Consider the following 24,994-nt stretch of genomic DNA (forward strand, 5'->3'; position numbering starts at 1 on the left):
AAAGGGCCCGTCATGGGCCCTTTTCTATTACAGAGACTCCATCACCACACAGGGCGGCAATACGCCCATTTCTGGTGCATTACCCCCTCGTCATCCACCGATTTGTCATTCTCTGGTGCAACTTACCCCGCCATCCCTGTCATAAAGCAGGCCCACTATTTGCACATTCACCACAAGAGCCCACGTCACCGAGGTCCATATGGCAGAGATGAGCCCCATCGATGTGCTGCGGCGCTATCAGGAGTATCAGGAGGAGTTGACCCCGCTACTGCAGGGGCTGCTCAGAGCCCCCCTTGCCTCGCTCAAGGGGTATCCCTTTGTGGTCAGCATTGACCACTATCAGGGGCCGATGTGCATCCAGCATGCGGCACCGGCGGCCCATAACCGGCTACACCTTATCGTGCAGGGGCAAGGACGGGAGATCACCGTCTGTCTGAATCAGCTGATTGGCTGGTTGATGGGAGACAGGGAGCGCCGCCGCGCCATGCCCTGGTTCAAGGCGGTCTATGTGGTGCTCAGCATGGCGCTGTTTCTCATCGTCGCGACGCTCATCTGGCACGGGCTGGAACAGCTCTACCAGCTATTGTGCGGCGAGCAGCAGAACCAGCTCGGCGCCTTTAGCGCCATCATCTTCCTGACACTGGCACTGGCGGTGTTCGATCTGGGCAAGACCATTCTGGAAGAGGAGGTACTGCTGCATAAGGATATCTTCCGCCACAGCGCCATTCGCCGCACCATCACCCGCTTTATCGCCGCCATTCTGATCGCGGTCTCCATCGAGGGGCTGTTGCTGCTGTTCAAAGGCTCGCTCGGCCAGAGCGAGCTGCTCTGGCCAGCGGTCGGAGTGATGGGGTGTGCGGTGGGTTTGCTGCTGGCGCTTGGCCTCTATGTTTTTCTGGGGGCCAAGGCCGAAGCGGCACTGGTACAGGCTAGCCTGCGCTCTCCACCGCCAGTTGCACAGGGGAGCGGCGCGCCGCCCGCCAGGAGGCGTACATGGTCCAGGAGGTATAGATGACGATAAAGGCAACCAGCCACTTCAGCATCTCCATATCCATGGATTTGACCAGCATGGCGGCCAGCACCACACCGATGGGGCCAAAGATGGCTACCGCCAGCACCGCCTTGGCATCGAATGCCCCTTTGCGGATAAAGGTGCCTGCGGAGAAAACGCTAAGCACGGCGGTGGAGCCCATCATGATGGGAAACGCTGCCAGCGGATTCATCCCCAGCAGATAAACCAGCGTCATGCAGGGAGCAAACAGGCCGATACCGACATTCATCAGCACTCCGAAGATGAAATTGCCAAGCAGGGCGATCGCCAGCTTGTAGCCGCTGAGCCCCATCGCATCGCCGCCTACAGGGAAAAGCCCCAGCAGACCGGCAAAGATAAGCCCTGCGACGACCAGTAAGGAGATAGCCATCACCAACCGGATGGTCTGCCGATCAAACGAGGCCACATGACGAGCGCCCCAGGCAGCGCCTGCTGCGGCGGCCATCATCATGCTGATCAGCGTCAGCGGCTCCACCGCTACTGCGCCGACGAAGATCAGCGACTGAGTCACGGTCGGCAGCACACACTGCCCATTGAGGGTCCCCGGCAGTACTCGATCATCGATCAGCTTGAACTGCTTGTAGCAGGCGGTCTTTACCGCAAAGCTGCCCACCCCCAGGGTATCGAGAAAGTTGGCAACCCCACCGATCAACGCCACCGGCCAGAAGGGGGTCGCCTCAAAGGATCCACTCTGCTTCTTCCGCCAGCAAGCTTGCACCAGCATAAAGACAAATACGAGGCCTCCGGCTATAAAAACCAGCCGTAAAATATCAACTAACATAGGGGTTTCTCCTGCAACGGGCGGCGATTCTAAGGCAAGCAGCAGAAAAAATCTTGACCGGAATTAAGCAATGCTCACGACACACCTCTGCGAGGCGAAATATTTATCAATAGACTCCGAACGACTCTGCTAATACTTGTTACTGAGGCCAATAGGCCGGGTCCTGAGCACGTTGTTATGGTCCTTTCGCGACGACCACTTGTGCCAAAGGACATAATAAAAAGAGGGCCGGTAGTGATACCGACCCTCTTTCTGTATCTGGCCGGGGCGCTGGGCCCTCGACCATGACAACTGCCTATTGAATGCTCTTGCCGGCACGCACGTCCTTGATAAACCCCTTCAGGCTAGCCAGGTCACGGGGGGCACCGCGCAAGATCTGATCACCGATGATGAAGGCCGGGGTACCGGAGATACCGAGCGCTTCAGCCAGCGCACGGTTGGTACCGAGGTTCTGGTCAATGCTGCCATCCTTGATCTTGGCTTCCACCTTGCTCCAGTCCACACCGGCCGCCACTGCCAACTGCTTGACCTGCGCTTCATCTGCGAGCGGGCCCTGATGGGTATAGAGCTTCTCGTGGAACGCCTGGTATTTGTCAGGCTGACCCAGCTGGACCGCCAACGCAGCACGGGCTGCGAAGTAGGAGGACTCGCTCAGAATGGGGAACTGCTTGTAGATGTAACGGATATCTTTATCTTCCGCCATCAGCTGCTTGACCAGCGGATGGGCCCGCTTGCAGTAACCGCAGTTGTAATCGAAAAACTCCACAATGGTCAGCGACGCCTTCGGATTCCCCATCTCGGGATCCTGATTGGCATAAAGCTGCTTGGAGTGAGCCTTGATCAGCGCCTTGTCACTCTCGGCCTGCTGGCTCTCCTGCTTGGCACGCAGGGCATTGGACATCTCGACCAGGATCTCGGGGTTCTTGACCAGATAGTCGCGAACGATTTGTTCGACATCGCTTTTGGTCAGCTCGCTTGCATGTACCGGCGTCGCCAGCAGGGTCACACCAGCCAGTGCGCAAAACAGGGCATTTTTAATAGTCATAACGTTATCTTGCAGAGGATATGATAGAGGCCACTATAGTGGTTGAGTCTGTTTTCAAGTCAAGCTATCTGGCCAAAAAAGCGCTTGATACGCTCTGATTGCCACTTTTTCATGTCATTTAGCGCAATTAACCAGCAATCGAACCGGACGGGGATTTACAAGCCGGATCAGCATGGTAATATTCGCCGCACTGCTGCGGAGGGGTGGCAGAGCGGCTGAATGCACCGGTCTTGAAAACCGGCGATGGGCGACCATCCGTGGGTTCAAATCCCACCTCCTCCGCCATCTATATAGCCCAACTGATTGATTCGGTTGGGCTTTTTTGTGTCTGTAATTTTTGGTATGCCAGTGAGTATGCCATTAGGTGTTGGCTGTCTTACCCCTTGCTAGCACTCCCTTGGACAGGTCGTTGCCACGACTTCCTCAATTTACCCAAAACAAGAGAGGGTATATGGCCCTCTCTTGTTATCTATTTTACTAGGCTGTGTTCTCAAAATGCTGGTTTTCTGTCCACCAATAATTCCCGTAAGTAACGAAGTAGATTGGCCCCTTGAAGATCCAGACACTTCGCCCCTCTTAACTTAAGAGGTAGTCTTGGAACTATGTTCAGTACTAGTCGCAACGAGAAGATGGTCGAAGTGTTAACAGGGGCTGAGCGCCGTCGACGCCGGACTCCGCAGGAAAAGATCTCCATCGTGCAGCAGACCTTTGAGCCCGGAATGACCGTCTCTCATGTCGCTCGCTTGCACGACGTCAACGCCAACCAGCTTTTCAAATGGCGTAAGCAATTCCAGGAAGGGTCTCTCACGGCGATCACCGCCGGTGAGGATGTTGTTCCAGCCTCCGAGTTGGCTGCTGCCATCAAGCAGATCCGAGAGCTCCAGCGTCTGCTCGGGAAGAAGACCATGGAGAACGAGATCCTCAAAGAAGCCGTGGAGTATGGTCGAGCAAAAAAATGGATTGCGCATGCGCCCTTGTTGCCGGGGGACGACGATTAAGTGCTGTGAGCCAGGCCCTTAATGTATCGCGTGCGCAGCTATCCGTTCGTGTTCATCGAAAACCAGGTTGGCAAGATGGTCGTCATCATCGCCAGCATGATGATGCTGCCTTACTTGGCCGGATCATGGAAGCGATGGCTGAGCTTCCCTCCTATGGGTATCGCCGAGTCTGGGCGCTGTTACGGCGTCAGTCAGAGGCAACACGACAGCCTGTGGTAAACGCCAAACGGGTATATCGCGTTATGCGCGATCATGGCCTGCTGCTGGAAAGAAAACCGGCGGCACCATTGGCCCAGCAGGCACATAAGGGGCGTGTTGCCGTCAAAGAGAGCAATCGACGTTGGTGCTCAGATGGCTTCGAGTTTCGCTGCGATAACGGTGAAAAACTACGAGTCACGTTCGCCATGGACTGCTGTGACAGGGAAACCTTGGACTGGGCTGCCAGTACCGGGGGTTACGACAGTGACACAGTGCAAGATGTCATGCTGAGGTCTGTCGAACGACGCTTCGGGGATGCGTTGCCGGCATCACCGGTGGAGTGGCTGACTGATAATGGCTCGGCGTATCGCGCCCATGAGACCCGCGCGTTTGCACGAGAAATCGGGTTGGAGCCCAGAACGACTGCGGTGAGAAGCCCACAGAGCAACGGTATAGCGGAGAGCTTCGTCAAGACGATGAAGCGAGACTATATCGAGATGATGCCGAAACCAGATAGCCGAACAGCGGTAGGCAACTTGGCCATCGCGTTTGAGCATTATAACGAACACCACCCGCACAGCGCCTTGGGATACCGTTCACCTCGGGAATTTCTGCGCAGTCGGGTATCACAACCCTAAGCGGGAAAAAGTGTCTGGATCTATGGGGTCAAATCCAGTTCTATTGAAATGCAGCACCATCAGGTTCATGAAATCAAACATAACCTGGAGTTTGTCCAAGTCATGTTGATTGGTGCTGGCGCTGTCTTCACCCACTAGATGTGTGGCAAGGCCTTTGACCATTCGCTTCACCATGATGGTCAGTGCATCAATGCTTTTCAGTTCTTGAAGCCGATGCTGGCGGCCGTCTCTGAGTCCAAAAGCGTCATACATAAATGTCACGAACTCATCCAGGCTGTGGCTATCTGGTATCGGCATGGCGGTTGTTGGCTGTGGCACGTTTTTCATTCCTCTGCACATTTTCTGCGTTTTGGATTTTCCTTCCTCGCTATCTTGCACCTGTCCAATCTGCAAAGGGAAAGGCAAGCAGCATCCAGGCCGACCATAGCATGACCTTTCCCTCTGCAGGAGCGGTCGAGAAGAGGACGACGGAGTTAGCGCCATATCTCTGCACATTTTCGGCGTTTTCATATTTTGGTTGCCGTTAACCTGCACCCATTCCAAACCAAAGAGGAGATAGATCATGAACTTACAAGACAAGGGGCACTACTGGGATCGTGAGACGCTGCGTCGAGTCGTGCGCATCAAGGAACTCACTCGCATTGTGGGGCTGTCTCGTTCGACGATCTACAACAAGCTGAATCCCAAATCGAAGGGCTACGACCCCGAGTTTCCCAAGCCATTGCGCTTGGGGGCTTCCTCGGTGGGGTGGTTGCTCTCGTCGGTAGACCAATGGCTCATTTCACGTATCCACTAATACACCCGTCTAACAACAAAGGAGACCGAACAATGCAAACGCTCAACCTGATAGGCGAATTTCCTGTGCATGCGCTTGATGAGCACCTGCAAGGAGTCATACGCCAGATCCACATGCAGACTCAAGCCCCGGTAGGGCTGATTGCCTCGTCGGTATTGGGGGCAATGGGACTTGCCTGCCAAGACTTGGTCGATGTCAGCCCTAAAGCGGGCCTTATTCACCCGGTATCACTGTTCTTTATTACCAAGGCTGACTCTGGTGAGCGCAAAACGGCCGTGGACGAGTTGGTCATGAAGCCCTTTCGCACACGGGAACAACTTGCCGAGCAGCATTACCGTGATGAGCTTGAAAAGCACACTATCAATCTCAGTGTCTGGCAAACAGAACAAAAAGCACACAAGGCCGCGTTGAACAAAGCCATTTTGGAGCAAGGCGATACCTCGACACTCAAACAGGCCTTGCGAGACGTGGAGGCCGCCAAGCCCTCCCTTCCCTTGAACCAAAAGTGGCTGCTCAATGATGTGACGAGCGCAGCCATCAAACATGCCATTGACGCCTATGGTCGTTCTATTGGCGTGTTTTCGGATGAAGCAGCACATCTTTTTTCAAGTGACTTCATGCGCGAGACGTCAGTATTGAACTCGTTGTGGGGCGCAAAGCCGATTTCAGCTATGCGCGTGTCGACTCAAGGGGCGACGACGATCGGTGATTACCGTTTTAGCCTTTCCCTGATGGTCCAGGGCCAGCTGTTTGAGCGGTTTCTCGACCGTCAAGGAGAGCAGGCTCGCGAGTCTGGTTTTTTTGCCCGCTGTTTGTTGTGTGAACCGAGCTCCACGCAAGGCTCGCGATTTATGATTGCTGAGTTACCGACAAATGATGTTGGTGCCCAATACCATGCGCTTTATCTGAGTAACTTCCATCTGAAGGTTGAGAAATTGCTTGATTGTGCACGGTCACGCCGCGAGGCCGGGAAGCCGCGGGTATGTTTGACGCTTTCACCAGAAGCGCGTGCCAAATGGTTCGAGATGGCGAACCTCATCGAAGGTAAGATTGGTGTCATGGGCGTATGGCGCGAGTTCCGGGACTTTGCCTCGAAATTCATGGAGCATGTCTCGCGGATAGCCGCAGTCTTGCACACCTTTACGGCGAGCGGTCAGGTGATCTCTGACGTAACCATGCATGCCGCAATCCTGATCGTTGAGTGGTATTTCCAGCATTTCATCCAACAGTTTAAAGCGCGTTCAGTACCGGATGACATACACCAGGTGAATGAACTTGATCGCTGGCTGGGCGAGAACCTGCACCGCAGCGTGAACGGTGTCTTCCAGAAAAATGACGTTCGCCAACAGTGTCCAAATTGCATCCGCAATACAGCAAAACTTGATCGGGCATTAAATACGCTTGTTTTGCGCGGAGCTGTTGAGATATTCAGCGAAAAGGGAAAGGGGAAAAATAAACACTACATTACATATATCCAACCATATCAACGCCGGTTGGTAATCTAACTTCAGAGTGACCACATGAGAAAAGTCGACGGTATTCTCGGGCACTTTAACGAGAAAGTTGTGAGAAACCTCTCGGAATATAGATGGCGTTAAATTCGGTATATGTTATACCCCAAATAAACAAAATCAGAAACACCAAAAATATACCAAATTACAAGTGCATCCAAACACAAGCCATACACCGAGAAACATCTGCTCTCACAACACAAAAACAACCGAATTACCATATCCATTTAAATTGGCATATTGGTAATACATGACTAAATAATGGCATGGGGTAGTCTATGCCATTGCAAGGAGGTTTCATGGAATGTCCAAATTACAACAACCTGCTTAAGTTGGAATTTAATAACCTGCTAGCAGAAGCGCAGCGCTGTTATGGTGGGATATCTTCCCGCCACCTCAAAAAGAGCCTGGATGTGGTTCAATCGGCCATTGCCACATTTGGGCGAGTATTCGCTTTGCGCGTTGACCTTCGTTGTGCGAATGATGCAATTGACGAGCGATGTGATATGCCACTGTGCTTTCAGCGTAATGATCAAAAGGTGATCACCCGCTTTATAGCTGCACTGAACAGCCGCATTAAGGCAGACTTACAACGTAAAGGAAAGTCTGGTAAACCAGACTATCCATTGTATATCTGGGTCCGAGAGCGTGATACCAGCAAGTATGCACACTATCATCTGGTGTTGTTCTTCAATAAAGATATCTATGGATATTTGGGGTGCTATCAAAATTCGGATGGCGAGAATATGGGAACCAGGATACAGAAGGCTTGGTGGGGGGGATTTTGTTTATATCGCGTCAATGATGTTACTTCCGCAATACAAGGTATCGGCAGCTGCGCGTGGTGGTATGGTGATGCCGTATTGGCTCGGGCCAAATGAGAGCGACTATTGGCGTAAATAAGGCTGTACCTGAGTTTGTGGTGGCGTGAAAGTGGGTTTATGGGAGGGGCGGGGCTTGCGTTTTCGCAAGCCCTGTTTTTTGTGGGGCAGGTCTAACGTACTGTTTTTGCACGATTTTTATCAAACCATTATGTGATTAGGTGGGAAATAATAGTTAATAACGGGCTGTCTGGGTGTGCTTCTGCGATATTTATTGGGCAAGGTATACGACGGGAGCCCACCGGGGGTGCCAGCATGCTGGGGCTGCGTAGCAATCGCGCTATCGGGTCAGTGTTTATTGAATTACCAAGGCAGTTTAGGGGTATAGGGGTAATTTCAATATCGACATCGAAGGGCACTCAGAAGGGCACTCAAGTTAAGCCTTGTTTAAACGCGGTAATTATATAAAACCAGAAAACCAGAGGTATTTCTAGTGAAAAAGACACTTATCGTCGCCATGGTATCGCAGGTGCTGTTTGCGGGCGTTGCTCACGCTGATGAAGGATGGAAGGAAGGTCCCTTTGATGGCAAGCTGGATTTCGCTGGCGTCATTGTGGACAAAACCCCAGCATGGGAATGGCAAATCCCGACGGACTCCCAAGAAAAAGCGAAGAAAGATTTCGACGTGGATGTCAAAGAAGCTTATCGCAGCAAAGACGATGATGAGAAATTGGTGTGGGACCTCGCAGCACGCGGCCCACTCCCCTTTCTGCAAGGTCGTCTAACCCCTCTGCTGAGTCACGGTCAAGTGGGCGTTACCCCTGAAATCACTGTCGCCGGTAACGTAGTCGACTGGGCAACCCCGGCTATGTCGATCACCATTGATGCAAACGGAAAAACCAAGAGTTCCGGCTCAGACACCCAAGGGCAGTTGTCCATGATATTTCATCTAGGCGCAGCAACCGCCTCCTATATCCCCGACGTGAGTGGCCGTCCACTGTTATCCCAGCGGTACGACTCCACATCCCGCGAGTCGATCACCGCCAAAAATCTCACCGACTTAGCCGCGGTACAGCAAAAACACCCCGGCGTCGAACTCAACGTATCAACCGGCTCATCCCCATATGAGGTGATCGCGGACGTATCCTCCCCAACCCGCGAAGATATCTCCGCGGCCGTTGCCACCGAGCTGACCCACTTCAAACTTACCTTTGCTCAGGCTGAGCTGCCGGAATCTTGGACTGCGTCCCTGCCGGTAACTGTGACCATGAAGTAAGTGCGTCAAAAAAGGTGTCTTGCCAATGATACCATCGGGTGAGGTAACTCATCGTACGAATTGCCCGCTGTTTGGCGGGCAATTTTCGTACTTGCTCTAAAAGCCGATTGAGTTTCCTGTGATGGTTGTGTTGCGCTCTGGGCGCAACGCTTTGGCAGCCTTGCTGGGTAAACCAAAAGCCCATCCAGTCAAATCCTTTGGCGATGTGGCCAATAAAGGTTTTATTTGGGTGTTGGCTAAAGCCAAGCGCTGCCAAGAAGCCATTGAGTTGTTTGACTGCGCGCTTTAAGTGCCACCGGGTTCTGGTCAGGATAATGAAATCATCCATGTACCGAATGTAATGACACTGGCTGTTTTGCGCGAAATAACAGTCGACGTGATAGAGGTGAAAGGCGGCCAATAAGGGGCTAAGGGATGAGCTGCGTGCGATGCCATGGTGAGGCGTATGAAAATTGCCGCCTTGCTCCACGCTGTAATGCAAAAATTGGCTTAGTAAATTCAGCACGGTACTCCTCCTTTTCCCATTCACGGTACTCCTCCTTTTCCCATTGTTGGCATTCTTGGTTGGATTTGGCACCTTCTGGCTGATGGGTCGCAGCAATACCCCCGCAGAAGAGTTGAAACGGGCTCTGGCGCAGCAGGAATTTATTCCATACCTGCAACCTGTGATGACCGGTGATGATGAGCGGTTGCATGGCTGTGAGGTGTTAATGCGCTGGCAGCACCCAAGGCAGGGGATGATCTCACCGGATCGTTTCATTTCGTTGGCAGAAGACAGCGGCCTGATTGTGCCTATGACCAGGCAGTTGATGGCCCAGGTACGTGACTATTTTTCCCCCCAAGTCAGTAAACTACCTGTTGGATTTCATTTCAGTTTCAATATTTGCGCCAGTCACTGTAAGGATCTCAGTCTGGTGGCCGATTGTCGGGCTTTTATCCACGCATTCAAGGATAACCCCATCAAGTTAGTGCTGGAGCTGACTGAGCGGGATCTGATTGTAGCGGATGAGGTAACCGACAAACTGTTTGCCGAACTTCACCAGTTGGGAGTGATGATCGCCATCGACGACTTTGGTACCGGTCACTCCAGCCTCACCTATCTGCAGCAGTTCCAGGTTGATGTACTCAAGATTGATCAGAGTTTTGTCGGCATGATAAGCACTGATGCACTCTCTAGCCACATTGTTGAAAACGTGATTGATCTAGCGAGCAGGCTGGACTTACAACTGGTGGCAGAGGGGGTCGAAAATCAGGCTCAAGCGGATTATCTGAAAGTGCGCAATGTTGACTACCTGCAAGGATATTTCTATGGGCGACCTGTCCCGATGAAGGAGTTCAGCAAGCGCTTGTAGATCGCCCATAAAAATTTAAGATAAAATAGTAAAATCATTACCGAATACAGCTCACACCATCGCGCTCAATCGGACCTCTTGGATCGAACCATATATGATCTGGAGTGGAGACTAAGAAGTAAGCGCCAAGTTTATGATCGGGCCCTCACCTGACTTCCTCATCTAAAATAAACGAGGCCATACCGATAGGGTGTGGCCTATTTATTTTCTGATTCAGTTGCTCAATTCATGACTACTCTCATCGCTAGCGAATGCTAAATATTCAGCAATAATCTGTCATATGGCAGAAGCTGCCTCTAATTGGATTGAGCCCCTGTGGCGCATCATCATCTCTCACGACCAGACCTAATGTTTTGGATTCTTGCATCCAAATGGTCAGGTCAACGCAAAGGCATCATGTTCGCCAATCCCAGCATGGGTCAGATTGGGCTGATGTTCTTGAGCATAATGAACTGAGTAACCGCTTCTATCTTGAATGTTTCTGAATAACGCTGAGGGGTCATAACACCTCCAATTGTTGTCTCATTTTAAGGCTGTGAGGTTTCTAGGGAACTGCGGCGATTCAAGAGGCGAACTCGGTAATGCCGCATCCAATATTGCCATTACCTCTTCCTTGCATCCCATCTCAATGGTTGCATGTACAGTTATTAGTTCTAGGTTAGGATTTGGCTCTTCTCGAAGACGAACAGCTACACTATCAAACGCATATTCTGGCCTTTGTAATAGTACACTATTGGCAAGCAAACTACTGACAACATATCTCCCAAGTTAAACCCAGCCAATCTAAGACTGCGCTGGGTCGGGAAACCATCATACTCCTAAATATTAAGCCTCTTTACTTGAGCATCTACATAACTGAGATGAGCACGCATTTCACTTTCTGCTAAATCAGGGTTATGTTGCGCCAAGGCATTAACAATACGGTAATGATGCTCATAACTTTGTTCTCTTAACTCCGATGACGATAATTTGCTACGAGCTTTAATAAGCCAGTTAATGAAACTTTCATACATGGAAGAAATAATCGGGGCTTTCAGGCAATCAATAATTGCTGAGTGGAAATTCACGTCGTTTTTTGCAAATAGAACAGGGTCATTTATCTCAGCTTTAGTTTTTTTTAGTATAATATGCAGCTGCTTAAGTTCAGCGTCAGAAATATTAATAGCAGCCTCTCTGACAATGGCGATTTCAAATAGTTGGCGAATACGTTCAAATTGTTGACGTTCATCATCTTGAGAAAGAAGTGATAATGCAATTCCTGATAGGTGTCCAGTAAATGTATGAATGCCAGGTGTTGATACCTTTGCTTTTTCACCACTATTTATTTCAGCCAAACCTTTCTGTTGGAGTTTTTGAAGGGCTTCTCGTACAGATGGTCGACCTACTTGGAACATTTCCATTAATTCGCGTTCGGATGGGAAATAGTCACCTTCTTGTAGAGACCCATTCGCAATCAACCGTTCCAATTCTTCACATACATGATCAGAAAGCTTCTGTTTTTTCAGCGGTTGTATGTGATGTACATCAAAATTCATACAATTAATCTCCCGATTATTGGGGGTTGCAGTTGTTGGAATGATGCGTTCTGGTGGTTCTGTGAGCGTCTTCACAGAACCCCTTGCTGGTATAACAGCATACTAGTTACACACCTTTGTCGCAATCTAACTTAAAGAGCAAGGAACAACGATGAACGTAGATCTACGTGGCCTATATGCTGCAACATTAACCCCTTTCATGGCAGATGAAACCATTAGTTTTGAGGATTTGGCTAGTCTCATCGAATATAACAATACTAGCGCTCTTGATGGCCTTTATGTCGGTGGTTCCACGGCTGAGGCCTTCCTGTGCTCCACTGAAGAACGGGTCGATCTGCTGCGCATGGTTGCTGAGTTAGCATCCGAGCGTTTGACTTTGATAGCCCACGTTGGCGACATCAGTACCCGTAAAAGCGAAACTATTGCTCGTGCTGCAGGCGACCTGCCATACCAAGCTATTAGTGCTGTGACTCCGTTCTACTACCCTGTCGGTTTCCAGGAGCTAAAGCGCCATTACTCCGATTTAATTCATGCAGCCGGAAAACCCATGGTCGTTTACAATTTCCCCGGGTTCTCCGGTTCCAACCTGTCTACCGCTCAGATTGCAGAACTGTTGGAGATCGACGGCGTCATAGCACTCAAACAAACCAGCGCGAATCTCTATCAGATGGAGCAGATCACTCGTGCCAAACCTGAGCACGTAGTTTTTAATGGATTTGATGAGATTCTTGCCTCTGGTCTGGTTGCTGGTGCACAAGGTGGTATTGGCTCAACCTACAACATTCAGGCCGACCGCATCGCGGCTATCAATACCGCCATCCGGTGTGGTGATGTTGAAAAAGCGCAGCGTCTGCAACGTGAAGCCAACGTAGTTATTGATGCTCTAGTGGAGGCTGGCGTTATCCCTGGTCTGAAGTATGTCCTGAAGGCCAAAGGTGTTCTCAAAAGTGATGTTTGTCGTCGCCCAATTAACGCAATCTCAAGTAAGAATAAGTCCAAGTTGGATGCACTGCTCGAGGCAGGCCTATGTTAATCGGTTTGGACATCGGTGGCACCAAGATTGAAGGGGTTCTGATGAACCCCGAGCTTGAAATCCTTCGTCGTCTACGTGTTGATACACCAAAAACTGGTTATCAAGATTTTCTATGCCAAGTTCAAGAAGTAATTAATGAACTTAGCCAACTTCAGAAAATAAAGTCTATCGGGGTCGGTTGCTGTGGTTCAGTGGACTCCCGTACGGGGTTGATACAAGGTGCTAACATTGGTTATTTAAACGGCAATCCGTTCCTTAAGGATTTCCAAAAGGAGTATTCTGTTCCAGTGGCTGTTTCCAATGATGCAAATTGCCTTGCTATTTCTGAGTACAGCTCTGGAGCAGCGAAGGAAGCCGTAGCATCCTGCCTCGCTGTTATCATAGGGACTGGGGTCGGTGGTGGAATAATTGTCAACGACACAGTAATAGAAGGTATCAATGGCTTAGGTGGAGAGATCGGCCATAATCCACTACCTGGGTTTAGTCCGGACATTGATGGTCCTCCAGTGAAATGTTATTGTGGCTCGATGAATTGTATTGAGTCATTCTGTTCCGGGACTGGTTTTGAAAGAACCTGGTCACAAAAATACCCCGCAATAAAGTCAAAAGAAATTTTCGAAAGAGCGGAACAAGGAGATTATTGTGCAATAACTCATGTTGAGTTGTACTGTGATCAGCTTGCCCGAGTTATTGCCTCTCTCGTAAATATAATTGACCCAGAAATTGTGGTATTGGGTGGGGGAATGTCAAATCAGGAAAGTATCTATCCGATACTTAATAAGCGTATAGGTTATTACACCTTTAGAAAGGGAGTAATAGTTTCTATAGTCCAAGCAAAAAATGGTGACAGCAGCGGAGTCATTGGTGCTGCAATATTGCCAGAAATAAAAGGTATCCTGTAATGAAAAAAATATCTATTATCGCTGCTGCATTAGCTGCTCTGACTTCCATTGGTGCTAACGCCCTTACCCTGCGTCTGGCTGATACAATGCCAAGTGGGTTACCAAACTCAGAGGGGGTGGCCTTCTTCGCTAAAAAGGTCAAAGAATACTCTAATGGAGAAATAGAAGTAAAAATTTTCGCAAATGGGATTTTGGGTTCCGAGCGCGAAAACGTTGAACAGCTTAATCAGGGGGCCTTAGACATGGCCCGTGTTGGTGCTGCTACTTTAGACAGTTTCACCCCAGCTGTTCAAGCTATCACTTTACCCTATATGTTTGAAACCACCGATCACCTAATCCGTTCAATGGATGGTAAAGCGGGTGAGTTGCTATTCGCGAATCTGGAAAAAGATGGTATCTATCCAATTAACTACATGGTGATTGGCCCACGCTCCTTCTATACCAAAAACAAACCGATAAATACCCCTGATGATCTCAAAGGTATGAAGATCCGTGTTATGAATTCTAAGATGGCAATGAAAACTGTCAAGCTAATGGGAGGAGCTCCGACTCCACTTCCTATGGGTGATGTATTCACTGCGATGGATCAAGGTGTTATTGATGGTGCAGAGAATGCTCCTCAATCTCTGATCGAGCACCGCCATGGTGAAGTTGCAAAATACTACTCCTTTGATGAACACTTTAATTACCCTGAGTTCATTTTGATTAGTAAAGTGGCTATGTCCAAGCTGACTCCAGAACAAATTAATATTCTTAAAAAGGCCGGTAAAGAAGCGACCGTTTATGAAATCGGTTTGGCAAAGGCCGCTATTGATGAATCAGTGAAACAATCAGAAGGCAGGGTAACATTCAATCAAGTTGATAAAGCGTTGTTCAAGGAAAAAGTCCAGCCTCTTTATGAAGAGGTAATTAAAGATAACCCAGGCGCTAAAGAAATGATCGAGTTGGTTCAGCAAGAAAAGTCATAATGAATGAGTAATGGGCTCATTCATGAGCCCATTTCAATTGAGATAAATCATGAAGAAAATTATTAATAAAATTATGGAAGTGATGCTGGGTTCAATATTCATCATCATGCTCTGTATGACTATCTGGCAAATTTTTTCCAGATTCATTCTTAATGACCCGAGTTCATTTACTGAAGAAATATTACGTTTTTCCATCATTTGGCTTGTTATTTTGGGTTCCAGTTATGCAACTCTGAATGATCTACATTTTGGTATGACACTTGTTAGTAACTCTCTAACAGGAATTAAGGAAAAAATTACTAAGCTTTTTACCCTTGTCGTTACTCTAGCTTTCAATATCGGTATTTTTGTTGTCGGTGGTTATATCACAGCGAAAAATAACATGGGGCAGACATCACCAATATTAGAACTGTCCATTGGGATGATCTATATGGTGTTTGTTATTTCAGGTGTAATGAGTGCAGTTATTATTATATTAAAAGTTATCGAAACGATTTTTAAAAAGGTAGAATGCTGATGGATATCGCTCAACAAGCAATTCTGATGCTCTTAGGGGTCTTCTTTGTTCTATTGATCTCTGGAACACCGATTGCAATCGTTATGGTTTTAGCGGCATTAGTATCTATTATGCCATTTATTCCACTTGACAGCTCTATTTTTATCGCCAGCCAAAAAATATTTGCAGGGCTGGATAGCTTCGCGCTTATTGCATTGCCATTTTTTATCTTTGCGGGGAATCTGATGAACCGCTCTGGAGTGGCAATCAAACTGATCGAGTTTTCCAAGCTGTTAGTTGGCTTCATTCCTGGGGCTCTAGCCCTGACCAACATCTTGGGGAACATGATTTTTGGTGCTATCAGTGGGTGGCTATTGCCTCAGCAACTGCAATGGGAAGCACTCTTGGAAGTTATCAGCGAAAAGAAGGATATGACCCAGCATTTGCAGCAGCAACAAATATAGCATCTGCACCAACAGGTATGCTAATCCCACCATCAGGCCTATTTATTATCCTATCTTTAGTTTCAGGTTCTTCTATATCAGCCCTGTTCATGGCTGGCTATCTACCTGGAATATTGATGGGTATTGCCTGTATGTTGGTTGCAACCTACTACGCTAAAAAAAATAATTACCCAGTAACCAATTTTCCTGGATGGAAAGCTGCTGTACGAATTACTCTAGAAGCTATCCCAGTCTTAAGTATGGTAATTGTGGTAATGGGGGGGATATTGTCTGGAATTTTCACTGCAACTGAAGCAAGTGCTGTTGCATCGCTTTATTCCATAATTCTAGCCTTGTGCTACCGAAACAATACGATTCAGGATTACTGGCAAGTTGTTATTGATACAGTCCGTGGCTCTATACCTGTACTTTTCATGATTGCAGCTTCCGGTATTATGTCCTGGTCCTTTGCATTTACTGGTATTCCTGATCTGGTTAGTGAATTCTTGGGTGCTATACCAAACCCAATTTTGGTTCTACTATTGATTAATATCATGCTGCTATTTATCGGTACTTTCATGGATGCAGCTCCAGCAGTACTTATTTTTACACCTATTTTGTTACCGGTAGCAAAGGCTATGGGGATTGATCCAATCCATTTTGGTGTAATTATGGTATTGAACCTCAGTATAGGCATTATAACACCTCCTGTTGGCACTTTATTGTTTGCTGGTTCAGCCGTCGGTGGCGTTCCTGTCGAAGCTGTGATCAAAAAACTTATCCCATATTTCGTTGCACTCTTTGTGGTTCTGATGCTGGTGACTTTTATTCCTAGTCTCAGTATGTGGCTTCCGCAACTATTTGGTCTTGTTTAAGGATATGTATAAATGAAAAAATGTATAATTAAAGGTATCATCAACAAGATCTCTGAAAATATTCAGTATATCGGAACCGATAATCCAAAGATAGGTAACCCCGATTTTACTTGGAACTTCTGTGAGCCTGGGTATTGGGTGGCTGGTTTCTATGTAGGAGAGCTGTGGGCTGCATACATGCTGACAGGTGAGCAGAGATTCGCTAACCAAGCTCGTGCTCGTTATCCATTCTTTAAGAACTTATTAAATGAACCTGAGCTAATAAATCATGACTTAGGATTCTTGTTTAGTTTGTCTGCTGTTGCAGATTACAAATTGACGGGTAATACCGAAGCTCGTGAGCTTGGCTTACGCGCGGCTGAAGCACTCAGAGCACAGTTTCAGCAGGTAGGGGAATTCATTCAAGCATGGCCTCTTACAAAACATAATCTCGAAAGACGAAATGAACTTGCAGCTGGACGGATGTTAATTGATAGTTTCGAAAATATGGCGTTGTTATTTTGGGCTGCAGAAGAAACAGGTATAAAAAGCTTTTACAATGTAGCAAGAGCTCACTCTATAACAGCTGTGCGATATCTTATTAGAGATGATGGTTCTACTTTCCATACTTTTAAATTTGATCCTGCGACTCAAGCGCCTATATGTGGCGAAACTATGCAAGGCTATAGTGATGACTCGGCATGGTCTCGTGGTCATGCGTGGGCAATTCATGGATTGTCACAAATATATCGATATACCCATGAACAATTATTTTTGGATGCGGCTCGTGTTCTTGCCGACTACGCACTAGAACATTTGAATGATGATGGGCTCTGTCCATGGGACTATCTCGACCCGACTGAGGGGCGAACAATAATTGATTCGTCTGCTTGTGCAATTACATGTGCGGGCTTAGCTGCTTTGGGTGCCTTAGACCCTATCCACGGTTCTAGATATACCGAGGCCGCCACAGATTTATTTAATTCACTTACACAAAAATGTTCATTGTTAAATGAGCCCACGGCGCAGGGGTTATTAGATTACGGCGCATATTTTGTAAGGCGTGGAGATATACGAGCCATGCTTCCATATGGTGATTACTTTTATTTAGAGGCAGCTGTTCGCTTGCAAGGAAAACATGATCTGTTCTGGTAAGGAAGTGAAATGATTATTTCAGATATCAATCGATTAGATAATTTACCGCACCTGAGGACAGTGCTTCAGGATGTTATAAGTATAGATCTTATAAATTTATCAAGTGGAGAACATCTATTAGAGGGACAAGACCTATTTCTTAATCGAGTCTCAACAACAAGCCGAAAAATGACTGGGAGCAAATCTGAGATTCATCGGGATTATATAGATATACATCTATTACTTTCTGGAAAAGAAACTCTAGGTTATTGTGTGAAACCAGCAACAGAAGCGTTCATGAGTAACTCGGCATTTAATAATGATTGTGAGTTGGTAGAAGAGTTAGTTGATGAGCAATTTCTCACTCTTAATGAGAAACAGTTTGTTATATTCTATCCTGGTGTATGGCATCGTCCAATGTTAACTATCGATAAAATATCGCCTATAGAAAAAGTAGTCATTAAAATTCATAAAAACTATATTAAAAAGTAAGTGCGTTACATTAAATTATATAAAAGTAATCATCTGTTGGCATGGAATTAAGTGCCACCTGTAAAACATAATCTTATATATCATATCAACACGCAGACACTAATTATTACTTGCCTGGTGAGCTGACGTTTAATTATTTGAAAAAATACACTATCTACTCTACCCTACATTAAGGATAGCAAATGAATAAAAAAATATGCCTACTCACTCTTGGATGCATTAGTTTCGGTGCTCTTGCATCAAATGGTATAGGAAATCCAGAGCAAAGAGGAGAATGGATTTTTAAAAATGGAATGAGCAACTCTGAAGCCGATGTACCAAATTATGCCTGTTACAGAATACCTGCAATTGTAAAACTCAATAATGGTGAGCTACTTGCCTTTTCGGAAGCTCGTCAGAATAGTTGTTCTGACCATGATAAAAATATAGATATTGTTATGCGTAAAAGAGATCTTTCTGGAAATTGGGGGCCTGTCACTATTGTGGCGGATCATGGTGGAAAAGTAACTAGAAATCCAGCCCCAGTTGTCGATGACCAAGGGCGTATCCATCTCGTATATAATGTAAACTATGATGCTAACAATCCGGATAGCGAGGCAGCTATAAGTGAAAGTCTTATTAACCAAGATAACAATCGTTATCGAGCGAGTGTATATTATATTCGAAGTTCAGATAATGGAGAAAGTTGGACTGATTATTCTGCTACCCCACAAAATATAGATGCAACTGTACACCCATATTCGGATAAAAAAACCTATCAAGATGGACTCTGGTCGTGGTACGCGATGACTCCAGGTCATGCTTTAAAGCTTAAAAATGGAAATCTTTTTTTTCCAGCAAATCATGCTGAATACAAGCATGGTCTTCCTGATGGTATTTCAAGATACTATTCACATGCAATTACATTAGATCCGAAAAATGATCTATTTTCATTGAATGCTACTGTTGGGCCTGATACTAATGAAGTCATGGCTGAGCAATTAGACAATGGTTGGCTCTACATGAATATGCGTAATAACCATCGCTCGATTGGCGCATTTCGTGCTGTAACATACAGTAAAGATGGTGGTGAAAATTGGATGGGTACAGAATATGATCACATTCCAAAAACAGGGAGTAGTAATTTCTGGCGAGATATTGGGTATGATTCAACACTGATCTCACCGAAAGTTCAGTCTTCAATATTGCGTTACTCTTCAGATAAAGATGAAACTGGGGTCTCTCGTCTATTATTCTCTAACCCTGCTAATACGTCAGTTCGTAAAAATGGGACATTAAGGATAAGTTATGATGAGGGTAAAAGTTGGTCTCATGCTTTCCAGTATGAACCAGGGGCATCTCAATATAGTGATTTGGTTGTAAATAGAAACAACTCGATTGGCATTTTATATGAAAAAGGAAGTATAGCTCATGATGGAATTTATTATCTAGAGACTAACTTAGAGATGATTACAGGTTCAAAAGATGCCTATATTCCAACAGTTGTTAGCCAAAATTATTCTGATGGAAAAATTCCTAGTGTAAATTTAATTAGTGAGCCTCATCAATCAACTCTAGACCCTCAAGGCGATGACATAACAGTCGCAATAACCTTTGAATTAAGTGCTGACGCAGATGCCAAAAAGACACAGTTCTTGGCTCGTAAAGGTAATGCCTTATCACGTGATCCAGGTTGGGGGCTCTTTATTGAAAATGGAAATATTATATTTAGAACAGCAGATGATAACAAACGTTATGGTGTCAAAGCCACACTTCCTTCTCCTCTTGGTGTAGGAAAGCATACAGTTACGGTCTATATTAAGAGTTCTGTAGATGATCATGAAAGAACAATGAGAATGTTTTTTGATGGAGAACAAATGACTACAACTAAAATATATGAGGCATTGCCATTAGGCTCAGTTATCGCAACAAACAATCCACTTGTGATTGCTGGTTCAGATAATCATCATCCACTGAATGGGAAAATATTTGGGTATCAAGTATACGATATCAGCCTACGTGATGAAACCATTCGTAACTATGCAATTTCTTATTTGAAAGACTATGATTTTTCTAGTTTTTTCAATAACCCGGAGAATAATAACTTTGAGTTGTTCTTTAAAAATTAGGTTGATGTTAATTGCTAGTTGTTAAATTAGGCATGCACCATAACTAGCACTTATATTTTTAATGCTTATTTAAATTGTTTGATAAGTAAGCTCTAACCATAAATGATATAGATAGGTTTGTTTGTCGTATAAATACATATGTAGTTTTGTTTTTACCGATGAGTTGTGCAGGCCTATTTTACTGAGAATGAAAACCTATTGGTTTATTCATAGCAGTGCTCCATGGGATAGTTTTATCTATGGAGCGCTAGTTATTTATTAACGTAACTTTACCACTGCTCATCCCAGGCTGAGTCATGCTTATATTAACAGCTTTCTGTAGTGGTTTAATCATCCCAGACACTGTTTTAGGTGATACAGATCTGTACAGATCTAGTTATCACCTGACACCGGCCTCAAACCGGTGTCTTGTTTACGCTACTTTAGTGCGTACTTCCTTCGGTATCAATTTCAGACCCTTCTTGAACATACTGTAGGGGTTTGACCCTCCATCATCCTACCCTGATGTGGCGCTGGGTGTTGTAGTGCTATAGGTAGCTATCAAGGTCTGTATGGCTCTGCCCTGCCGACTCATACCAGGTCGTTCTCTCCTTGATACGGAAGTGTTCACCCAGCAAAGTTCGATGTAAAGCCGTTGCTCTGCGGCCAGCGCATCTTGCCGTAGATAAGCATGGCTTTGCGGGCAGAACTCCGGTGCAGAAGGATAAAGCTGTCATCACCGCAACGCGGTGACCAGAGGCACCATAAGGGGCGGCCACTGGTACGTGTAACCCGAGTGCATACCTATGCCTGGCTCTCACTGGCTGCCACAGGAGGGATGCCGGAAGCAGTGAAGGCCCATGACGAGCTGGAAGCGGTAATGAACAAGCCGGAAGTAAAGCAGGCCAGAAGGTGTCGGAGCACTGATTTGGCAAAATGACATCAACAGTCACGAAAAGCTAAAAAAAGAACATAGAGGAAAGCGGCCAAATGGCCGCTTTCCTCTTATGCGGTTGGTAAATTATCAGTCACAAATTTAGCCCAGGCATCCATCATGGGCCGACGTTGATCCAGCAAGTCAGTACGGTGGTATGCAGCTTCGACCTTGTTCTGAACTGTATGAGCTAACGCTCGTTCAGCGAGCTCCCGCGCATAGCCCTGCTCGCTGCACCAGTCTCGAAAGCTGGAACGAAAGCCATGAGCAGTTGCCATTCGGCTAGGAGTACAGCTCGCAGCTTTTGCTCTTCTCAGAAACATCGTCAGCACTGTGTCTGAGAGTGGTACCTGGTCTCTGGGAGAAGGGAATACCAACTCGTCATGTAATCCCCTTAACCCCTTCAGGATTTCGACGGCACGAAGAGATAACGGAACACGATGTTGTTGCTTGGCTTTCATACGCTCGGCTGGTAGGGTCCAGATCTTCGCTTCCAAGTCTACTTCTGACCACGTCATGGCTCTGACTTCACCTGAGCGGCATGCTGTCAGGATCAAGTACTCCAGCATTGAGCGGGTTACATCGTATTGTTGCGCTGTTCTCAGGTGTTTTTGCACAAATGCAGGGATATCACGCCAGGGCATCGCAGGCTGATGCTCTACTCGCACTGACTTGCTTGGCTGAGCCGGTAGTAAATGGTTCACCACATCCACAGGGTTTGCAGAGGTATAGCCATGAGCCCATGCCCAAGCCATAACGGCGTGTAGCCGCTGCTTAACACGGCTTGCTGTTTCCGGGATCGTCAGCCATATCGGTTGCAAAACGGAAGCGATATGGGCTGGGGTGATGGTATCAATGGAGATAGAGCCAATTGTAGGAAAGGCATATTGCTCCAATGTGGTAATCCATTGTTTACCGTGTTTGGGGTTCTTCCAGCCTGGTAACAAGCTTTCGTAAACCAGTCTGGCAGATGCTTCCAAGGTCGGGATCTTCGGCTTGTTCTGCTCCTGCCGCCGGACCTCTAGCGGATCCAAATTATTCGCCAGCTGTTCCCGCATTGCCTGTGCGTCTCGAGCTGCGTCGGCGATGGAGAGCTCGGGGTAAGTCCCGAGGCCAGCATTACGCCGTTTCTTCGTCAGTGGGCTGACATAGCGGAATACCCACTTACCTCTACCTTTGACGGTAGAAGGGTGTAGCGTCAAGCCTGTAACCCCACCGTGAGCAAGGGGTTTATCTTTCGGCTTGATGCTACGAGCTTTGGTATCGGTGAGGATCGCCATCAGGTAACCTCCTTGAGAATTGAATATGCCACACAGTATGCCACCAGGCATGCGCAGTGGTAATATGTGATTGGGATGGACTGGACAGTGTTTGTCTCTAATTTGCTGATAATAAATGGTTTATTGGATTGGTGTGGAGTTGATTGGACTTTGTTGCGGCGGGCACCTCCTCCGCCATTTATACCGAGCCTATGCAACCATGTTGCGTGGGCTTTTTGTTTGCCTGCAATTTGCCACTCCTCATAGATCTCAACACATTAGTCTTCTTCAACTCCTTTTTTGATCTTCTCACCTGCGGGCTCAACAGCTGCCACAAGATCACCTATCAACATCTAACCTCTGCGTTCCTGCGAGCATCCCTTCCCATTTCCTTATTGCCCCAAACAACAACGACCCAACGCAGCGACCACGGCTCCAGCATGTTGGTACCGCCAATAACCCCTCTTCGGAATACAGTCAGGGCCGGTTAACACAGTCATAGAAAAGCAGGGACTATGGAGCCGCGGCTTAAAAAGAGGGGACGGCTAACTCAGGAAGCCTAGACCCCAAGCTAGAGAGCATGACGTATAGGCGATCATGGGATTCACGGGTTATGGCGATGCCAGCCCTGCCATACAGAGCAATGGCTTTACATGAAGAAAGAGTAAAAGCGTAACATCAGGCTATTCGTTGAACAGAAAGACAACAGCGAGTAACAATAAAAACAGAAGAAAGGAATAAGTCAGGTCAAATATCAGACGATTCAATAAATTGCAGGCAATAAAAAACCCCGCTCGATGAGCGGGGTTTCTTGTATTGGGTGCCTGGCAGTGTCCTACTCTCGCATGGCGAATGCCACACTACCATCGGCGCTACCGCGTTTCACTTCTGAGTTCGGCATGGGATCAGGTGGTTCCACGGCGCTATGGCCGCCAGGCAAAATCTTCAATCTGAGAAAGCTGACGTGAGTAGTGATGTTGCGCTTGGCTTGTCACTATCACTGAATTAGTAGTTCTTCGATTTGCTACAAGCCTTAGAACACTTCTTGGGTGTTGTATGGTTAAGCCTCACGGGTAATTAGTATGGGTTAGCTCAACACGTCGCCGCGCTTACACACCCCACCTATCAACGTTGTGGTCTCCAACGGCCCTTTAGGACCCTCAAGGGGTCAGGGATGACTCATCTCAGGGCTCGCTTCCCGCTTAGATGCTTTCAGCGGTTATCGATTCCGAACTTAGCTACCGGGCAGTGCCACTGGCGTGACAACCCGAACACCAGAGGTTCGTTCACTCCGGTCCTCTCGTACTAGGAGCAACTCCCTTCAATCATCCAACGCCCACGGCAGATAGGGACCGAACTGTCTCACGACGTTCTGAACCCAGCTCGCGTACCACTTTAAATGGCGAACAGCCATACCCTTGGGACCGACTTCAGCCCCAGGATGTGATGAGCCGACATCGAGGTGCCAAACACCGCCGTCGATATGAACTCTTGGGCGGTATCAGCCTGTTATCCCCGGAGTACCTTTTATCCGTTGAGCGATGGCCCTTCCATTCAGAACCACCGGATCACTATGACCTACTTTCGTACCTGCTCGACCTGTCCGTCTCGCAGTTAAGCTGGCTTATGCCATTGCACTAACCTCCTGATGTCCGACCAGGATTAGCCAACCTTCGTGCTCCTCCGTTACTCTTTGGGAGGAGACCGCCCCAGTCAAACTACCCACCAGGCACTGTCCGCGAGCCCGATTCAGGGCCCTGCGTTAGAACATCAAACATACAAGGGTGGTATTTCAAGGACGGCTCCAGCGCAACTGGCGTCACGCCTTCAAAGCCTCCCACCTATCCTACACATGTAGGTTCAATGTTCAGTGCCAAGCTGTAGTAAAGGTTCACGGGGTCTTTCCGTCTAGCCGCGGGTACACCGCATCTTCACGGCGAATTCGATTTCACTGAGTCTCGGGTGGAGACAGCATGGCCATGGTTACACCATTCGTGCAGGTCGGAACTTACCCGACAAGGAATTTCGCTACCTTAGGACCGTTATAGTTACGGCCGCCGTTTACCGGGGCTTCGATCAAGAGCTTCGCTTGCGCTAACCCCATCAATTAACCTTCCGGCACCGGGCAGGTGTCACACCCTATACGTCCACTTTCGTGTTTGCAGAGTGCTGTGTTTTTGATAAACAGTCCCAGCCATCTGGTCACTGCGACTCCCGACAGCTCCATCCGCAAGGGACTTCACCATCAAGAGCGAACCTTCTCCCGAAGTTACGGTTCTATTTTGCCTAGTTCCTTCACCCGAGTTCTCTCAAGCGCCTTGGTATTCTCTACCCGACCACCTGTGTCGGTTTGGGGTACGATGACTTGTAATCTGAAGCTTAGAGGCTTT

General features: G+C 47.5%; 21 protein-coding genes, 1 tRNA gene, 2 rRNA genes and 3 pseudogenes (1 of these 27 running past the window's edge). 18 read left to right on the forward strand and 9 right to left on the reverse strand.

Annotated features, from left to right (window positions below; translation table 11 throughout):
- The first annotated feature begins 199 nt into the window (after positions 1-199).
- Positions 200-1,015 carry a hypothetical protein gene (locus ACTG1K_RS21825; RefSeq protein ID WP_440006754.1) on the forward strand — a complete coding sequence of 272 codons (816 nt, stop codon included), beginning with the start codon at positions 200-202 and terminating at the stop codon, positions 1,013-1,015.
- Here ACTG1K_RS21825 and ACTG1K_RS21830 read toward each other — a convergent pair.
- Together ACTG1K_RS21830 and ACTG1K_RS21835 are read right to left on the reverse strand one after the other, a co-directional pair.
- Positions 930-1,832: a sulfite exporter TauE/SafE family protein gene (locus ACTG1K_RS21830; RefSeq protein ID WP_227341477.1), complete on the reverse strand. Its 903-nt coding sequence runs from the start codon at positions 1,830-1,832 to the stop codon at positions 930-932. The genes ACTG1K_RS21825 and ACTG1K_RS21830 overlap by 86 nt on opposite strands.
- Before the next feature lie 295 nt (positions 1,833-2,127).
- Positions 2,128-2,877: a DsbA family protein gene (locus ACTG1K_RS21835; protein ID WP_042084194.1), complete on the reverse strand. Its 750-nt coding sequence runs from the start codon at positions 2,875-2,877 to the stop codon at positions 2,128-2,130.
- A gap of 197 nt (positions 2,878-3,074) precedes the next feature.
- Here ACTG1K_RS21835 and ACTG1K_RS21840 point away from each other — a divergent pair.
- Positions 3,075-3,162: transfer RNA gene (locus ACTG1K_RS21840), tRNA-Ser, on the forward strand.
- A 344-nt stretch (positions 3,163-3,506) separates the two neighbouring features.
- Positions 3,507-4,711, forward strand: a protein-coding gene (locus ACTG1K_RS21845; RefSeq protein WP_139731354.1) for an IS3 family transposase whose coding sequence is annotated in 2 segments (ribosomal slippage) — positions 3,507-3,825 and positions 3,825-4,711 — 1,206 coding nt in all. Because the reading frame shifts where the segments join, the coding sequence is not laid out codon by codon here.
- Here ACTG1K_RS21845 and ACTG1K_RS21850 read toward each other — a convergent pair.
- Positions 4,700-5,275 (reverse strand): hypothetical protein, encoded by a 576-nt coding sequence (locus ACTG1K_RS21850; protein WP_440006756.1) that lies wholly within the window; start codon positions 5,273-5,275, stop codon positions 4,700-4,702. The two genes, ACTG1K_RS21845 and ACTG1K_RS21850, sit on opposite strands and share 12 nt — an antisense overlap.
- Between ACTG1K_RS21850 and ACTG1K_RS21855 the strand changes: the two genes are divergently transcribed.
- From ACTG1K_RS21855 to ACTG1K_RS21870, 4 genes are all read left to right on the forward strand, one after another.
- Positions 5,274-5,507 (forward strand): helix-turn-helix transcriptional regulator, encoded by a 234-nt coding sequence (locus ACTG1K_RS21855; RefSeq protein WP_440006758.1) that lies wholly within the window; start codon positions 5,274-5,276, stop codon positions 5,505-5,507. The genes ACTG1K_RS21850 and ACTG1K_RS21855 overlap by 2 nt on opposite strands.
- Positions 5,508-5,539: 32 nt before the next feature.
- Entirely contained in the window at positions 5,540-7,012 is a 1,473-nt protein-coding gene (locus ACTG1K_RS21860) for a YfjI family protein (RefSeq protein WP_440006760.1), read from the forward strand.
- Between the two features lie 305 nt (positions 7,013-7,317).
- The gene (locus ACTG1K_RS21865) at positions 7,318-7,899 is read left to right on the forward strand and encodes a YagK/YfjJ domain-containing protein (RefSeq protein WP_440006762.1); all 582 of its coding nucleotides are present in this window, start codon (positions 7,318-7,320) and stop codon (positions 7,897-7,899) included.
- Between the two features lie 433 nt (positions 7,900-8,332).
- Positions 8,333-9,115 (forward strand): hypothetical protein, encoded by a 783-nt coding sequence (locus tag ACTG1K_RS21870; protein WP_440006764.1) that lies wholly within the window; start codon positions 8,333-8,335, stop codon positions 9,113-9,115.
- On the opposite strand, the gene ACTG1K_RS21875 is transcribed toward ACTG1K_RS21870, so the two are convergent.
- Entirely contained in the window at positions 9,045-9,692 is a 648-nt protein-coding gene (locus tag ACTG1K_RS21875; protein WP_440006766.1) for a reverse transcriptase domain-containing protein, read from the reverse strand. The two genes, ACTG1K_RS21870 and ACTG1K_RS21875, sit on opposite strands and share 71 nt — an antisense overlap.
- Here ACTG1K_RS21875 and ACTG1K_RS21880 point away from each other — a divergent pair.
- Positions 9,649-10,467: pseudogene (locus ACTG1K_RS21880) on the forward strand (EAL domain-containing protein); the annotation flags it as partial. The gene ACTG1K_RS21875 and the pseudogene ACTG1K_RS21880 sit on opposite strands and share 44 nt — an antisense overlap.
- An 818-nt stretch (positions 10,468-11,285) precedes the next feature.
- On the opposite strand, the gene ACTG1K_RS21885 reads toward ACTG1K_RS21880, so the two are convergent.
- Entirely contained in the window at positions 11,286-12,002 is a 717-nt protein-coding gene (locus ACTG1K_RS21885) for an FCD domain-containing protein (protein ID WP_163148811.1), read from the reverse strand.
- Positions 12,003-12,153: 151 nt separating this feature from the next.
- On the opposite strand from ACTG1K_RS21885, the gene ACTG1K_RS21890 reads away from it, so the two are divergent.
- The 9 genes from ACTG1K_RS21890 (at position 12,154) to ACTG1K_RS21930 (ending at position 20,432) form a co-directional block, all read left to right on the forward strand.
- Entirely contained in the window at positions 12,154-13,035 is an 882-nt protein-coding gene (locus ACTG1K_RS21890; RefSeq protein WP_440006768.1) for an N-acetylneuraminate lyase, read from the forward strand.
- The gene (locus ACTG1K_RS21895) at positions 13,029-13,937 is read left to right on the forward strand and encodes an ROK family protein (protein WP_440006770.1); all 909 of its coding nucleotides are present in this window, start codon (positions 13,029-13,031) and stop codon (positions 13,935-13,937) included. Before ACTG1K_RS21890 ends, ACTG1K_RS21895 begins: the two co-directional genes overlap by 7 nt.
- Positions 13,937-14,905 (forward strand): TRAP transporter substrate-binding protein, encoded by a 969-nt coding sequence (locus tag ACTG1K_RS21900; RefSeq protein WP_163148814.1) that lies wholly within the window; start codon positions 13,937-13,939, stop codon positions 14,903-14,905. Before ACTG1K_RS21895 ends, ACTG1K_RS21900 begins: the two co-directional genes overlap by 1 nt.
- Positions 14,906-14,954: 49 nt before the next feature.
- Positions 14,955-15,422: a TRAP transporter small permease gene (locus ACTG1K_RS21905; protein ID WP_440006772.1), complete on the forward strand. Its 468-nt coding sequence runs from the start codon at positions 14,955-14,957 to the stop codon at positions 15,420-15,422.
- A complete protein-coding gene (locus ACTG1K_RS21910; protein ID WP_440006774.1) occupies positions 15,422-15,865 on the forward strand; it encodes a TRAP transporter large permease subunit in 444 nt (147 codons plus the stop codon). The genes ACTG1K_RS21905 and ACTG1K_RS21910 overlap by 1 nt, the downstream gene beginning before the upstream one ends.
- Positions 15,793-16,719 (forward strand): TRAP transporter large permease, encoded by a 927-nt coding sequence (locus ACTG1K_RS21915; RefSeq protein WP_440006776.1) that lies wholly within the window; start codon positions 15,793-15,795, stop codon positions 16,717-16,719. The genes ACTG1K_RS21910 and ACTG1K_RS21915 overlap by 73 nt, the downstream gene beginning before the upstream one ends.
- 12 nt (positions 16,720-16,731) lie before the next feature.
- The gene (locus ACTG1K_RS21920) at positions 16,732-17,853 is read left to right on the forward strand and encodes a hypothetical protein (RefSeq protein WP_440004670.1); all 1,122 of its coding nucleotides are present in this window, start codon (positions 16,732-16,734) and stop codon (positions 17,851-17,853) included.
- Between the two features lie 9 nt (positions 17,854-17,862).
- On the forward strand, positions 17,863-18,324 hold the full coding sequence (locus tag ACTG1K_RS21925; RefSeq protein ID WP_425854221.1) for a YhcH/YjgK/YiaL family protein: 462 nt from the start codon (positions 17,863-17,865) through the stop codon (positions 18,322-18,324).
- 182 nt (positions 18,325-18,506) lie between these two features.
- A complete protein-coding gene (locus ACTG1K_RS21930) occupies positions 18,507-20,432 on the forward strand; it encodes an exo-alpha-sialidase (RefSeq protein ID WP_440004671.1) in 1,926 nt (641 codons plus the stop codon).
- A 412-nt stretch (positions 20,433-20,844) separates the two neighbouring features.
- On the opposite strand, the pseudogene ACTG1K_RS21935 reads toward ACTG1K_RS21930, so the two are convergent.
- Positions 20,845-21,089: pseudogene (locus ACTG1K_RS21935) on the reverse strand (IS481 family transposase); the annotation flags it as partial.
- Here ACTG1K_RS21935 and ACTG1K_RS21940 point away from each other — a divergent pair.
- Positions 21,075-21,195: pseudogene (locus tag ACTG1K_RS21940) on the forward strand (IS5-like element ISAs34 family transposase); the annotation flags it as partial. The pseudogenes ACTG1K_RS21935 and ACTG1K_RS21940 sit on opposite strands and share 15 nt — an antisense overlap.
- Positions 21,196-21,416: 221 nt before the next feature.
- Here the strand turns inward: ACTG1K_RS21940 and ACTG1K_RS21945 are convergent.
- The 3 genes from ACTG1K_RS21945 to ACTG1K_RS21955 all read right to left on the reverse strand — a co-directional run.
- Positions 21,417-22,625, reverse strand: a complete 1,209-nt coding sequence (locus ACTG1K_RS21945) for a tyrosine-type recombinase/integrase (RefSeq protein WP_440004672.1) — start codon at positions 22,623-22,625, stop codon at positions 21,417-21,419.
- A gap of 801 nt (positions 22,626-23,426) precedes the next feature.
- A 5S ribosomal RNA gene (gene rrf / locus ACTG1K_RS21950) occupies positions 23,427-23,541 on the reverse strand.
- A 119-nt stretch (positions 23,542-23,660) separates the two neighbouring features.
- Positions 23,661-24,994, reverse strand: a 23S ribosomal RNA gene (locus tag ACTG1K_RS21955) (it continues 1,555 nt past the right edge of the window).

The sequence above is a fragment of the Aeromonas sp. 102P genome (assembly GCF_051920345.1).
Classification (GTDB): Bacteria; Pseudomonadota; Gammaproteobacteria; order Enterobacterales; family Aeromonadaceae; genus Aeromonas; species Aeromonas veronii.